Raw genomic sequence first — 13,736 nt, 5'->3', positions numbered from 1 at the left:
AAATTATTCATAGCACTCTATATTTCCAAAATAAGTTAATATTGAGCGCGATGACATTGCAATAAGCATCGTTAACAGGAGGTTTTAGAATGAAAATAGGTTCAGCACTGGTGATTGCACTAGGAATGATTATCGCCGTAGCTTTACTAGGAAGCACCATATCTTCTTCGTTAAGTGATATGCAAACTTGGAATCGCGTGGTAACGGTTAAAGGGTTATCAGAGAGAGAATATGTTGCAGACCAGGTGATTTGGCCTATTCAGTTTGTCGACGCCGGAAATGATTTACCTGAGCTGTATAAGCGTATCGAAGAAAATAGCAAGAAGGTGAAATCCTTTTTAGAACAAGTCGGTATTGCTACAGACAGCATCACCATAGGTAAACCACAAATAACTGACAAGTTGGCGCAACAATACGGCGGTGGACAGCAAGCACCGTTAAGGTACAGCAGCATACAAACCATCACCGTATTTTCGACACAAGTTGAGACGGTGCGAGGCGCAATGCAGAAGGTAGGCAATTTGATAAAGCAGGGCATCGTGCTTTCTGAAAACCGCTACGACGTGCAGCCCGACTATGTATTTACTCGTTTAAACGACGTAAAACCCGCTATGATTGAAGAGGCAACGCTCAACGCACGGGAAGTGGCTGAGAAATTCGCCAAAGATTCTAATAGTACGTTAGGTAAAATCAAACGGGCAAATCAGGGTAGGTTTAGCATAAGTAGTCGCGACAGTTACCATCCGCACATAAAAAAGGTGCGCGTGGTATCCACCATAGACTATACGTTAATCGACTAACGTGTTGACTGTTTAAGCACTGAGAAAAGCTAGCTCGCCGTATTCTTATCGTGTTCTTGTCGTGCCCTTATTGTGTTCTTGTCAAATTAGGGCAACCTACAAAGTCGGGCTTATAACTGATAGGAGAATTGATGCTAATGTCTAGTAGCGATTCAAAGCGACTTGGGGTTTAATTACGCTGTGCTCACTTAGATGTAAAATTAGCTGAATCATTAGCTGAAATAAAAGTAATAGGCCGTGCGTACCTGATTGTAAATAAAGCAAAATAGGGCTAAATGTTGCCCTTGCAGTTTTCAATCAACAGCCAAAGTTCACTATAATGAACACCACTATGCTAAATTTCACTATGACTAATTTTACTACAGGCCGAATAGCGATATATCTTGAGCAGTGATGTCAGAGCAAAAAGCACAATCTGAACAGTTAGAGTTCTTTGAGATCCCCAGTCCATGCATAGGTGTGTGTGAATCTGGGCCTCGTGGTTTTTGTAAAGGATGCTTACGCAGTAGAGACGAGCGTCTTTACTGGCTTCAAGTTAATGATACGACCAAACGTCAAATATTGGCAGCCTGTGGACGTCGCAAGCGCGCGATAATTGCTAGAGCACGAAAACAACAACAGGCAGAGAAAACACTCGATGCAAATAGCCAAATTGGTTTATTTGAAAGCGAAACCAGCAATGAAAAATAGTCCCTGTTTACAAAATGTCTATCACTACTATCAATTGAGAATGTGTTAATGTCGATACAGAAGTACGTAAAATTTGCCACTAAATCCTTTGCACTTCCAAATGTGTGCGTTAGGTTACGTGAATTACTCGACAACCCACGATCGACAGCTGAGGATATTGGCAACCTAATAAGTATAGATACTTCTTTAACGGCGAAGGTATTACGCTTAGCGAATAGCTCGCTGTTTCGATTTCCCTCGCAAATAGAATCTGTGCCTAAGGCAATTAATGTTATAGGCGGAGAAGCTCTCTATAACCTTGTAGTATCGGAAACGGCAAGCACAGCATTTACTTGCTTTGACTCAGAATTAATCGATTTGAAAAAGCATTGGCATGGCTCTGTTTACTCGGGCATGTTAGCTAAGCACATCGCCCTAAGTGCAGGCGTTAAAGTGGCTGAGCGTTTCTTTGTTATGGGTATTTTACAAAACTTGAGCGAACTGGTGGTGGCAAAGCGCTCACCAGAGTTGTATCAAGAGTATATGAATAGCGATAAATCACAGTTGCCTTTCGAGCATCAAAAACAGCTTTTCGGTTTTACGTTTGCTCATTGTAGCGGTATCATACTTGAAAATTGGAACCTTCCTATTGGCTTGTTCTATCCCATTACCAACGTTAACGATGTATCAAGACAAGCATCAGACCGTGAAGTGGGTTTATTGGCACTGGCTAATCGCATTGCGGTTAGTCAACTTGAGCAAGAAAACTACGCAAATATTGAACTTTTTACGCCAGAAATAGCCAATACGGTAACGGTTGATATGGAAATGGTGGGTAACGCCACTGACTACGCTGAACGAGAAACAGTGAAAGTTGCCGCGCTAATCAAATGAGCCGCTGCGTTTTACGCGGTATTTTAAGGCTCGGTTAAAGAATGGATGCTAGCAAGCGCCACGATAGGGCGTGAATAATAAATATAAAAGCCCAACGTAAACCGAATTATGCCTACAAATTTCAACAAGCTCGGCAACGTGCTATGTGCTCTATTTTTGAGTATCTTTTCAAGCGCAGCCACCTTCGCACAAGCTAACGATCTCATCCAAACTCTCTATCACGCTGAGCCTGTAGCTGATGCAGACGATGACATTCCTCATTTTAATCTTGATGGTGAATTGGGGATCTTAGTCAACACCGGCAATACCTCTGCCGCGAGTGTTAAAGCGGCTATTAACGCAGATCATGAAACGCAAGAGTGGAGCAGTGTGTATTTTGCTGAACTGCTTTATAAAGAGAGTGCGCCTATTGGCGCTAAACGAGACATAAGTGCCCAGCGTTTTTTCAGCAGCGCGCAGTTTGACTACAAGCTAGTGGCTAATGGCCGTCGTGTTTTTATGTACGGGGATTACGAAGACGATAGATTTACGGGCTACGAGCACCGAGCGTCTATTGCAGCAGGTTATTCAGAACGTCTTTGGCGCAACGAAGACAGTGAATTTCGCTATAGTATTGGTCCAGGGTACACGTTTATCGAGGCAGCTGACGATAACAATACTTTGATAAATGATGGGGTCATTGTGAGAGCGTCAGCAGAGTATAAGTACCGCTGGAGTTCAGGCGCAAAGCTCCGTCAATTTGTGAGTACTGAAGCCGGTGAGGAAAACACCAAATCTCGCAGCGAAACCTCACTTTCGGCCAATGTTTTTGGCTCTCTTGCTATGAAATTATCATTTATTCTCAACCACGAAACTGACACGGCAGAAAATATTGCACCGCTCAGTACCGAAACTTCCGTGGCCTTGGTTTATCAATTTTTTTAAACCTAAGACGTAAAGACCAACACACTTCAATCTTTTGTCTTAGTCTTTTGTCGATATTTTGACCTTCACCCGTTGACTGTCAATATTTTAACGGTAAACTGCGCGGCATTATATAACCCGCGCTGGTTTACATCCTTCGCAAATCCTCTTTATCTAGATGGGCTGCATCTTCAAGCCGTGACCGCAGCACAATAAATGGAAAAAACATCAAATAGGAATGTTCAATGAATAAGCAAGTTCTGGTATCGATAATAGCACTCTCTTTTGCTCCAAACGCTTTTGCGCAAGATAAGCCTAAGCCTTTCACTATGGAAGGAGAGTTAGGATTTATTTCAACTACCGGTAACACTGAAACCACCTCAATTAATGCTGGCATTACTGCTCACCAAGAGCTTGAAATGTGGAGTAATGATTACCTTATTGAAGGCCTTTATAAAGAAGAAACCGTAGAAGGTGAAGATGGTGAAGACGTTGAATTTACTTCTGCGCAGAAGTTTTTCGCTTCAGCTCAGGGTAACTATAAGTTAGATAACCCTGATAATCGTTTATTCGGCTTTGCTTCCTACGAAGATGACCGCTTGAGCAACTTTAACTACCAGGCCACATTGGCACTAGGTTGGAACCAAAAAGTACTGCAAAACGAAAAGCATACGTTAGAGTATTCAATTGGTCCTGGTTACTCGTTTGTAGAAACACAAGCAGGTGAAGAGCAAGACAGTGTGATTGTTCGTGCTTCAACGGCATACACGTGGTTAATTTCAGATACATCTAAGTTTACCCAAACGCTAAGTACGGAAGTAGGTTCTGAGAACACCAAATCTCGTGCCGAATCTGCACTTACTGCCGTTATTACGGGTAACCTTTCAATGCGCTTGTCTTTCAAGATGGATCATAACTCAGACGTAGCAGCAAACCGAGATAACCTAGATACAGAAACTGCGGTAAGCTTGGTGTACAACTTCTTCTAAACACTTTCAGTTTCTAAAGACGTAAAAAAACGCTGCCAAGATGATAATCATCAAGGCAGCGTTTTTGTTTAAAGTGCTCGTAAATCTTTGTTTTAGTGCAAAATACGAGTTTTAATAGTCCCGTCAATTTGCTGTAGTTCTGCCAGTGCTTCGTAGCCCCTGTCTTCTTTCACGTCAACCACTACATACCCAATATCCGCATTGGTTTGAAGGTATTGTGCTTCAATGTTAATGCCTTTTTCAGCGAACGCCCGGTTAATTTGAGTAAGTACACCTGGCTGATTTTTATGAATATGAAGCAAGCGAGAACGTTCTGTATGCTCTGGCAGCGACACCTCTGGGAAGTTAACCGCAGATAGCGTAGAGCCGTTATCGCTGTATTTTGCTAACTTTCCAGCCACTTCAATACCAATGTTTTCTTGAGCTTCTTGCGTACTTCCTCCAACGTGTGGGGTAAGAATAACGTTATCAAACTCTCGCAAAGGAGACTGAAACTCTTCGGTATTAGATTTTGGCTCAACGGGGAATACGTCGATAGCAGCCCCATTTAGATGACCGCTTTTAAGCGCGCCGGCAAGGGCATCAATGTCTACTACCGTGCCTCGTGAGGCGTTGATAAGAATACTGCCCGGCTTCATTTGAGAGAGTTCCTTTTCGCCTATCATATTCTGAGTTTGCGGAGTCTCTGGTACATGAAGGGTAACGACGTCAGCGGTGTTCAAAAGCTTTTCTAGCGACTTCACTTGCGCCGAGTTACCCAATACAAGCTTATCTTCAATATCAAAAAATTGAACGCGCATACCCAAGTGCTCAGCAAGTATACTTAGCTGTGTACCAATGTGGCCATAACCAATGATACCTAAGGTTTTGCCTCTCGCTTCATAAGAGCCTGCTGCTGTTTTTTCCCATTCACCGCGGTGTGCTTTTGCATTCTTGCTAGGCACTTGACGAAGTAACAGAATAATTTGGCCAAGTACTAGCTCTGCTACTGAGCGAGTATTTGAAAAAGGAGCGTTAAAAACGGGAATTCCGCGGCGTTGAGTAGCGCTCAAATCGACTTGATTGGTTCCAATACAAAAACAGCCTATAGCCACGAGCTTTTTGGCGGCATCTACCACTTTCTCAGTAATTTGAGTACGAGAACGAAGTCCAACGAAGTGAGCATCTTTTATTTTTTCAATCAGTTCATCTTCAGGAAGCGATGTCTTCAGATACTCAATGTTTGTATAACCGTTGCTTTTTAACGTTTCTAGCGCGCTCTGGTGAACACCCTCTAACAATAAAATCCGGATTTTGTCCTTCTCAAGTGAAACTTTACTCATGAACTCGCTATCTCTCGCTGTTGTGTTTCGGTTCGAAAATACAATAAAGACCCATAGATCAGTAAAGTGACTGGTTAAAACATATTAGCGGCCTGTTGAGTCGCTATATGTTTGTTTAAGTCGATTACCGCTGTAACTTGCTGCTGCTTTTACTTTCGAAAAGCCGCTTAAAGCGGCTATTGCTATATTTAAAAGCCATCTAGACGTCTAAATGGAAGTTAACAGAAAATGCGTTCAGTTAAAAGTAGTATTTTACTTAAAGGTTTTGACGCCATCTTCTGTTGCTGACAACACGATATCCGCACCACGCAGAGCAAAAATACCGTTAGTTACAACACCAGGAATATTATTGATTTTTTGCTCTAATTCTCTTGGGTTTAGAATTTCTAGGTTGTGAACATCTAAAATAACGTTGCCGTTGTCGGTAACAACACCTTGACGGTACTCAGGATCTCCACCAAGTTTTACTAGCTCCCTTGCTACAAACGAGCGAGCCATAGGAATCACTTCAACTGGCAGAGGAAAGTTTCCTAAAACAGGAACGCGCTTACTGTCGTCCACAATACATACGAAGGTTTTCGCTACGCCTGCGACAATTTTCTCGCGAGTAAGAGCTGCACCGCCGCCTTTAATCATGTGCTTGTGTTCAGTAACTTCATCCGCACCGTCTATGTAAACGGATAAATTACTTACATCGTTGAGTTCAAAAACTTCAATACCCAATGCCTCAAGCTTGGCAGTAGAGGCCTCTGAGCTTGATACAGCTCCCTCTATATCGTTTTTAATTTTACCTAATTCTTCAATAAAGAAATTAACGGTTGAGCCAGTTCCTACACCAACAATACTGTCTCGCTCAACATACTCAATGGCGGCTTTTGCTACTGCCTGTTTTTTTGCGTTTTGATCCATAATTAGTCTCCTTTTCGGTTGAGTAAAGTGTAACCGATATATCGTTTATTACCCACTAATACAGTCTCTAAAAAGACAAGCGTCGGTTTATGAACAAAGATAAGAAGCAGAAGCATGTAAATTTAAGCTTCTCATGCTATGAGAAAACCTAAAACACGCCCTAGGCTATAAGAGAAGAAAAAGTCAGTATTCTGGTAGGCGTAACGATAGCGTCAACCGGTATATCCCAAGAGGCGAAGGGCAGAGTGTCTACCTCTTGCTCATCGTGCGCAATGCCAATAAGCAGTGGTTTTTGATCGCTGGAGCGGGTAAAGGCTAGCGTTCGATCATAATAGCCTCCTCCCATACCTAGTCGGTTGCCTTTGTTATCAAAACCCACTAAAGGCATTAATATAATATCTAACGCGTGGGTTGGAATAACGTTCTGGCAAGCTAATTCGGGCTCGTCTATCCGGTACTTATTTTTTACCAAGGGTGTACTTTTAGCATACTGCAGAAATAGCAGGTGGCCTTTACAAACGGGGTGTAAAACAGGTATTGAAAATGTGGGAGATGGTTTTGATTCCCACTTCTGTTGTATAAACTTACTTAAGTCTAGTTCGCCATCGTTTACCAAGTATGCGGCGATAGATGATGCATTTGATATACAAGCTAATGAATTAAGTTGTTTTTTCACTAGAAAGGCAGATTCAGCGTGCTGCTCAAAAGAGATAGAGTTTCTTACAGTGCGCAATTGATGGCGCAAATTTTTACGTAAATCATTGCGCAAATTGATTGGGTTCTCTAGTTGCTGATGACTCGATGTAACGGGGCTAGGCATAGCTTATTAGTCGCCTAGATAATGGTTTAATATTTTTACCAACGCCGCCGCATTAATTGGTTTAGTAAGCACATCGTCTAAACCTCTTTCTTTAAGCTCTTTTGCCCCGGTAATGACATCAGCTGTTAATGCGATAATGGGAAGGTTGGGGTGGTCTTTCTTAATTAATGCAGAGGCTTGGTCGCCCTGGATACCGGGTAAGTTTAAGTCCATTAAAATAAGATCTACCTTATTGGACGAGATAAATTCTATACCTTCCTCCGCAGTAGCCACAACGCTAAAGCCAAGCTCCAACTTTTCGAACAAAGCCACAATAACCGCTTGGTTAATTTGGTGGTCTTCCACAATAAGAACGTTTACGGGTTTACTTACCGTCAGCTGCGCCGCTGCGCTTTGGGGAGAGGCTTTAACCGATGACGTTGACTCTGTTTGAGAGCATGGAATAGATATGCTAACTCGAGTGCCTTCGTGCAATTTACTGGTAAGTTTTAATGTACCGTTCATCAGCTCGACAAGTTGTTTGGATATGCTAAGCCCTAACCCCGAACCGGGAATGGTCTGCGCGTTGTCCATGCGCTCAAAGCGAGTGAAAAGACGCCCTTGATCTTCGTCGCTTATTCCAATGCCTTCATCGGTCACGATAAAAATCAACGCCCCTTTTTTGTACTTTACCGAACAAGTCACAGCGCAATTTTTCTGAGTGAATTTAATCGCATTCGACAAGATATTGAGCGCAATTTGCCCGAACTTTGTGTCATCTAGTTGAATTGAAGCTGGCACAGTAGAGTCTATTGTAGCGCTGAAGGTGATATCACTTTGCTCTGCGCGCACCCGCGAAACCGAAAACAAATGAGTAAAGAAGTCTTTGGTATTCACCGCCCTTGGCATAACGCGCATTTTACCCGCTTCTATCTGTTTGATATCTAGCACAGAGTTTACTATTTCAAGTAAACGCTCTCCGCTTTTGCTTATGTGCGAAAGCGATGAAGTGAACTGAGTAGGTAATTCGAGTTTGCGAGCCTCACTTTCAAGCAAATTACTAAAAGTGTTAATTGCGTTTAACGGCGTGCGAATTTCATGGCTGATATAAGAAAGAAAGTCCGATTTAAACTGACTTGTACGCTCTAACTCTCTGTTTTTACGCTTTAGTTCTAAGTGCGCTACCACAGACTGCCCTAAAGTTTTCAGTGCGGTTCTTTGCTCATCGGTTAGCTTGTTAGGTTTTTTATCGATGGCGCATAATGTACCAATAGCATAGCCTGAAGGCGTGGTGAGCGGGGTTCCGGCATAAAAACGAATATCTGGAGAGCCTGTTACTAATGGGTTATCGCGAAAGCGATCGTCTTTCGTGGCATCAGGAACCTCAAAAATTTCTTTTTGTAAAATTGCGTGAGAACAAAACGCTATATCGCGTGATGTTTCTTTTGCGTCTAGTCCAACCCGAGATTTAAACCATTGACGGTCTGGGTCTACCAAACTGATTAAAGCAATTGGTGTCCCGCAGATTTGGGATGCAAGAGCGGTTAAATCATCAAAAAGCTGCTCTGCTTCGGAGTCTAATACATCGTAGCTGAGCAGTTCAGCTAACCGTTCTTTTTCGTTTTCTGGAATAGGGGCACGTTTCATAGAACTTATGTATTAACCTCAAGATGAAATACTAACGGGGGAGCGTAATGCTCCCCCGTACTGACTTACTTTAAAAAATTGCCACTAGTGAGCATAGCTTTTAAAGAGCGTAGGTGTCTATGAACAATTTCTCAAGCTTGCCGTGGTCAACTTTAGTTGCAACTTTTATAGTATTTGCCTCATTCCAAAGCGGGCTTGGTGTTGTACCCTTTGGAGCCACCACTGTTTGGCCTCTGTCGAGCGGGCCTGTTCCAACCCTTGCGTGCCCTTCTGTTAATTCAAATAGCTCAGGGTGACGCAAGTGCGCAATTGGAAACGCATCGTGGAAGAAACATACTCTGTCTTCGCGGTTTTGCGAGTAGAAGTCCATGTAGAATTGTGCGCTTTCTTGCACAAAGCCGCCCAAAGTTGGGTTTTTCTCTGCTAATACGTCGACAAACGTTGGTGCGAACGGCACGTCGTTAGTGACATCCAGGCCAAACATCGTCAACTCCCAGTCTGCGGCGAAAACAATTTCTGCAGCATGAGCGTCGTTCCAAATGTTGGCTTCAGCAACCGGAGTTACATTACCTGGTACAAACGCTGCGCCGCCCATAATGCTCACACCTTTCACCAATTTAGGTAATTCTGGTTCTAAACGAAGTGCTAGCGCTAAATTACCCAACGGACCAATTGCTACTAGTGTAATTTCGCCTGGATATTTGCGAGCCATATCTACAATAAATTGAGCCGAGCTACGTGGGTCCAGTTCACCTTTTGGAGGCTCTGGTTTCATATGGCCAAAACCGTGTTCACCGTGAACAAAATGAGCATAGGTAGATTCAGGTCCAACCCATGGCATACCTACGCCTTTTGTTACCGGAACGTCTTTTCCAGCTACTTCACACAATGTAAGCGCATTTTGCGCTGCCATTGTTACGGGAACGTTTCCGTAAACCGTGGTTAAACCTAGCAGCTCGATGTCGGGTGACTGAAATGCAAAAAAGATGGCCATTGCATCGTCGATGCCCGGATCCGTGTCTAAAATTATTTTATGTGCCATGAAATACTCTCTGAATTTTTAGTTGGCGTGTTTAGCCAAGAATCGGTCGACTTCTTTCTGCGTAGGGATGCTTTGCGCTGCGCCTTCACGTGTAACGGCAATAGCAGACGCAGCACACCCTCGCTTAAGCGCTTGCTTAGCGTCGGTATGATTGCTGTAGGCTGATAAGAAGTAACCAATAAAGGTGTCACCCGCGGCGGTAGTATCCACGGCGTCTACGCTGAATGCGCTGACATTAATAACATCATCACCGCGCAGCATCATTACGCCGGCTTTTCCAAGCGTAATAATGACTTCACAATGAGACCAATGCTGTTTGAATTCAGCAACGATGTCGTCAAGCTCATCTTTACCCGTTAACGCCGCAGCTTCGGTTTCATTCACAATAAGCAAGTCAATACAATCGTGAGGGAGAGCCTTCACAGACTCACTCATCGGGGCGGGATTAAAGGCAACTTTAAGGTTATTCTCTTTTGCCTGACGTAAGACTTCGTCAATACTGCTGGTTTCGTTTTGCGTAAGTACCCAATCTGACGGTTTGGTATCGTCTAGCGCGGCCATTACTGTTTTGGCTGTAATGGTTTGATTAGCGCCGCCAAAAAGTACGATGGCATTCTCACCGCTTGGGGTTACTTGTATAATGGCGTGGCCTGAAGGGGTTTCAGAGCATTTAACACCGCGACAATCGACGCCTTTCTTAATTAGCGCTTGTTTGAACGATGCGTCATTCTCGTGAATACTGCCAACGTGTCTGACATCTGCTCCTGCTTGTGCAAGGGCGATAGACTGGTTCGCTCCTTTACCACCTAACAAGGTTTGATAGTGAGTGGAGGCTATGGTTTCACCAGGCTGAACAAAGTGGTCTACCTGATAAACGTGATCGATATTTATGGAGCCAAAATTTATTATTGCCATTTCTTCTTCCGTCGAAAGAGGGCGTCTCCCAGAATGCCGCGTGTCCATTTTCGCCCGTGAACCGAAAAGTTCAGGGCGGAAGAATCACTGTGACCGTAGGCGTCTCGATACGAGCCGAGCTTGCACAATAGTCACGGTTTCAACTTCCTAGGTTTAAAGCATCGGCCAGGGACATGAATGAACTTGCAAACATCCCAGGAAACATTGTTATTGTATTAACGCAACAGGGTATACCAAACGCGTATCCCAGTGAAGAGGATCACTCTAATGCGATGTAAAACGTTGCATTGTTGAATATAGCTGCCTCTAGAATATTTATTCTTGACCAAATGGTCAGCATCTATTGGTTGCTAAGTATACACGCATAAGTTTTAAGCTCAAGAAACAGAACTCAATCAATAGAAGTAGTGCGCTATCAACAAGAACGGATCTACAGTAAAAGTGATATCACTTTAAAGCATTCTGTCTTTTAAAATGCTTGATTGCTTTTACCCGTTGCTAGGGGAAGTCCTTGTCCACAACAAGATGGTAGTAGAAATGTGTTGTCGTTACCAGTGAAGTTCAACGTTTCCTTGCTTTTTAACTTCTGTTTGCGCAGTGAGTAATCAATATGGCAAAAGTGGGTTTTATAATGCTATTTTGCTACTATGCTCTCTTGAATATGACATCATGAAGGTCACTATGATTGAAGAAGCGCTAACCGATACTTGCACTCTTAGCGAGCGCGTTATTTATGTAAGGTAAAGACATCATTTCTCTTAAACTTACTTGTCGGTGCCTTCTCCGGTTATTAGTCCGGTACTGAGTGCAACAACTCAAAAATACAATCAAACACGAAATAAAAGAGAGTTATCAGTGGAAAAGCAGCTCGATTACGACAGCGTTACCAATAAATTATCACAGCACGGCGTAATAGTGGATGGCGCCGAAATACACGGAATTCTATGTGGAATGTTGTGCGGTGGTATGTCACTTACCGACCAGAAATGGCTTGAAGCGTTAAGCGAAACTGTTAATCAGGGCGATGACTTTTCCGAACCGGTCGTATTTACATTAACCACATTGTTTAATCAAACATGCCAGCAATTGCTCGAACCTGAATTTGCTTTGTCTTTATTGCTGCCAGAGGATCAGGCGCCTATTAACGATCGCGGCGCAGCACTAATTAATTGGGTGCAGGGTTTTATGTTGGGTTTTGGGCTACATCAACAAGATTTGGTTCAGTGTTCAGACGATGTTAAGGAAGCGCTTGAAGACTTTTCAGATATCTCTCGAATGGAAGAACCTATGGAAGCTGATGAAGAGTCGGAAAAGGCGCTTTTTGAAGTAGAAGAATATGTGAAAATATCAGCAATTCTGTGCTTTAGCGAGCTGGGCCAATCGTTACTAGACGACCAAAAAGACAAGCCTTCACTTCACTAAAAAAATAATAATTATCACAGGGGCCGCGAATTTATGATTAGTGCGCAAGAGTTCATTTCTCGCCAAGACAGACTATTAGCACAATGCCAACCAAACAGTGTGTGTATTATTCCTGCGGCCTCGTTGGTAACACGAAGTCGAGACACCGAGTACCTTTTTAGACAAGACAGCGACTTTTGGTATTTGACCGGCTTTGAAGAGCCGAATGCGTGGCTAATTATGTCGAACAACCCTAGGTATGGTGAGCGTTACCGTAGCATGGTTGTACAGGCAAAAGACAAGCAGGCCGAAATATGGCAAGGAAAGCGGCTTGGTGGCGAGGCGGCGTTATCTCGATTCAGTTTAGACGAAGCGTTCGAAGAGCAAGAGTTAGAAGAAGCGTTGCTTGAGGCTATGCAGGGACAAGATCATTTGTACGCGCCAATAGGCGCAAATGAACAACATGATAAAATATTGTTCACTGCACTAAAAACCTTGAAAGGGGCGCCAAAATCATCACTTGCACCTAGCGCCGTTCACGACGTGCAGCCCACACTTCATGAAATGCGCGTGTATAAATCGGCCAGCGAAGTAGCGGTAATGAAAGCGGCTGCTGAAATAACTGCCAGAGCGCATAAGCGTGCCATGCAGTTTGCTCATCCAAATTGTTATGAATACCAACTTGAAGCAGAACTTCATCATGAGTTTGCCATGGCAGGTGCCCGTAGTCCTGCTTACGGCACTATTGTTGGGAGTGGTCACAATGCCTGCATATTGCACTACACAGAAAACAGTGCGCAAATTAACGATGGCGACTTAATTCTTATCGATGCAGGCGCCGAGTACCAAGGTTATGCTGCAGATATTACGCGCACATTTCCTGTTAACGGCGTTTTTAGCGATGAACAAAAAGCCATTTACAATGTGGTCTTAAAAGCGCAAAAAAGCGTTTTAGATATGCTGGCACCAGGTGTAACTTTGCCCGAAGCAATGAGGCATAGCGTTGAAATTATTACCGAAGGCTTGGTAGAACTGGGTATTTTAAAAGGTAGCGTAGCCGAGCATTTAGAAAACGAGAGCTGGCGACAGTACTATATGCACGGGCTAGGGCACTTTTTAGGGTTAGATGTTCACGATGTGGGCGATTACAAACAAAACGATCAAGACCGTCCGCTAGCGCCTGGGATGGTTATCACCGTAGAGCCTGGTATCTATATTGGCGAAGACACCGACGCGCCAGCGCGTTTTAAAGGTATTGGCGTAAGAATAGAAGACGATGTTGCTATTACTGCCACCGGTGTTGATGTGCTTACCGCCGATGTGCCCAAAGAAATTGATGAAATAGAAGAGTTGATGGCAAAAGCGTAGAAAGAGCTTCACAACAGCTCTGAATCTATGCAGAAGCGCAGCGTTATGTAAAAGAAAAGCGCAGTGTTAAAGAGCAGC

At 43.5% G+C, this 13,736-nt stretch carries 13 protein-coding genes and 1 other RNA gene; 7 read left to right on the top strand and 7 right to left on the bottom strand.

Features of this window, described 5'->3' with window-relative positions; all coding sequences use genetic code 11:
* Positions 1-89: 89 nt before the first annotated feature.
* The 5 genes from CW735_RS14480 to CW735_RS14460 all read left to right on the top strand — a co-directional run bounded on the left by CW735_RS14480 (position 90) and on the right by CW735_RS14460 (position 4,255).
* A complete protein-coding gene (locus CW735_RS14480; protein ID WP_100972774.1) occupies positions 90-800 on the top strand; it encodes an SIMPL domain-containing protein in 711 nt (236 codons plus the stop codon).
* Positions 801-1,193: 393 nt separating this feature from the next.
* Positions 1,194-1,490 carry a DUF1289 domain-containing protein gene (locus CW735_RS14475; RefSeq protein ID WP_100972773.1) on the top strand — a complete coding sequence of 99 codons (297 nt, stop codon included), beginning with the start codon at positions 1,194-1,196 and terminating at the stop codon, positions 1,488-1,490.
* A 48-nt stretch (positions 1,491-1,538) separates the two neighbouring features.
* Positions 1,539-2,363, top strand: a complete 825-nt coding sequence (locus CW735_RS14470) for an HDOD domain-containing protein (protein ID WP_071980347.1) — start codon at positions 1,539-1,541, stop codon at positions 2,361-2,363.
* A gap of 108 nt (positions 2,364-2,471) precedes the next feature.
* Positions 2,472-3,287: a DUF481 domain-containing protein gene (locus tag CW735_RS14465; protein ID WP_100972772.1), complete on the top strand. Its 816-nt coding sequence runs from the start codon at positions 2,472-2,474 to the stop codon at positions 3,285-3,287.
* 224 nt (positions 3,288-3,511) lie between these two features.
* Complete coding sequence (locus CW735_RS14460) at positions 3,512-4,255, top strand: DUF481 domain-containing protein (protein WP_100972771.1); 744 nt, start codon at positions 3,512-3,514, stop codon at positions 4,253-4,255.
* Between the two features lie 92 nt (positions 4,256-4,347).
* On the opposite strand, the gene serA is transcribed toward CW735_RS14460, so the two are convergent.
* The 7 genes from serA to ssrS all read right to left on the bottom strand — a co-directional run bounded on the left by serA (position 4,348) and on the right by ssrS (position 11,093).
* Positions 4,348-5,577 (bottom strand): phosphoglycerate dehydrogenase, encoded by a 1,230-nt coding sequence (gene serA, locus CW735_RS14455; RefSeq protein WP_071980345.1) that lies wholly within the window; start codon positions 5,575-5,577, stop codon positions 4,348-4,350.
* Positions 5,578-5,829: 252 nt separating this feature from the next.
* Positions 5,830-6,486: a ribose-5-phosphate isomerase RpiA gene (gene rpiA / locus CW735_RS14450; protein ID WP_071980344.1), complete on the bottom strand. Its 657-nt coding sequence runs from the start codon at positions 6,484-6,486 to the stop codon at positions 5,830-5,832.
* Positions 6,487-6,646: 160 nt separating this feature from the next.
* The gene (locus tag CW735_RS14445; RefSeq protein ID WP_100972770.1) at positions 6,647-7,306 is read right to left on the bottom strand and encodes a 5-formyltetrahydrofolate cyclo-ligase; all 660 of its coding nucleotides are present in this window, start codon (positions 7,304-7,306) and stop codon (positions 6,647-6,649) included.
* A 6-nt stretch (positions 7,307-7,312) separates the two neighbouring features.
* Entirely contained in the window at positions 7,313-8,932 is a 1,620-nt protein-coding gene (locus tag CW735_RS14440; protein ID WP_100972769.1) for an ATP-binding protein, read from the bottom strand.
* A 100-nt stretch (positions 8,933-9,032) separates the two neighbouring features.
* Complete coding sequence (locus CW735_RS14435; RefSeq protein ID WP_100972768.1) at positions 9,033-9,974, bottom strand: nucleoside hydrolase; 942 nt, start codon at positions 9,972-9,974, stop codon at positions 9,033-9,035.
* Between the two features lie 18 nt (positions 9,975-9,992).
* Complete coding sequence (locus CW735_RS14430; RefSeq protein ID WP_071980340.1) at positions 9,993-10,889, bottom strand: ribokinase; 897 nt, start codon at positions 10,887-10,889, stop codon at positions 9,993-9,995.
* 21 nt (positions 10,890-10,910) lie between these two features.
* Positions 10,911-11,093, bottom strand: a non-coding RNA gene (ssrS, locus tag CW735_RS14425) — 6S RNA.
* Positions 11,094-11,744: 651 nt separating this feature from the next.
* On the opposite strand from ssrS, the gene CW735_RS14420 reads away from it, so the two are divergent.
* A complete protein-coding gene (locus CW735_RS14420; RefSeq protein ID WP_071980339.1) occupies positions 11,745-12,311 on the top strand; it encodes a UPF0149 family protein in 567 nt (188 codons plus the stop codon).
* Positions 12,312-12,344: 33 nt separating this feature from the next.
* Positions 12,345-13,658, top strand: a complete 1,314-nt coding sequence (gene pepP / locus CW735_RS14415; RefSeq protein ID WP_071980338.1) for a Xaa-Pro aminopeptidase — start codon at positions 12,345-12,347, stop codon at positions 13,656-13,658.
* The last annotated feature ends 78 nt before the right edge of the window (positions 13,659-13,736 follow it).

Origin of the sequence: Alteromonas sp. MB-3u-76, assembly GCF_002831605.1 — a bacterium.
Lineage (GTDB): Bacteria > Pseudomonadota > Gammaproteobacteria > Enterobacterales > Alteromonadaceae > Alteromonas > Alteromonas hispanica.
This window is presented reverse-complemented; position numbering and strand designations above follow the sequence as displayed.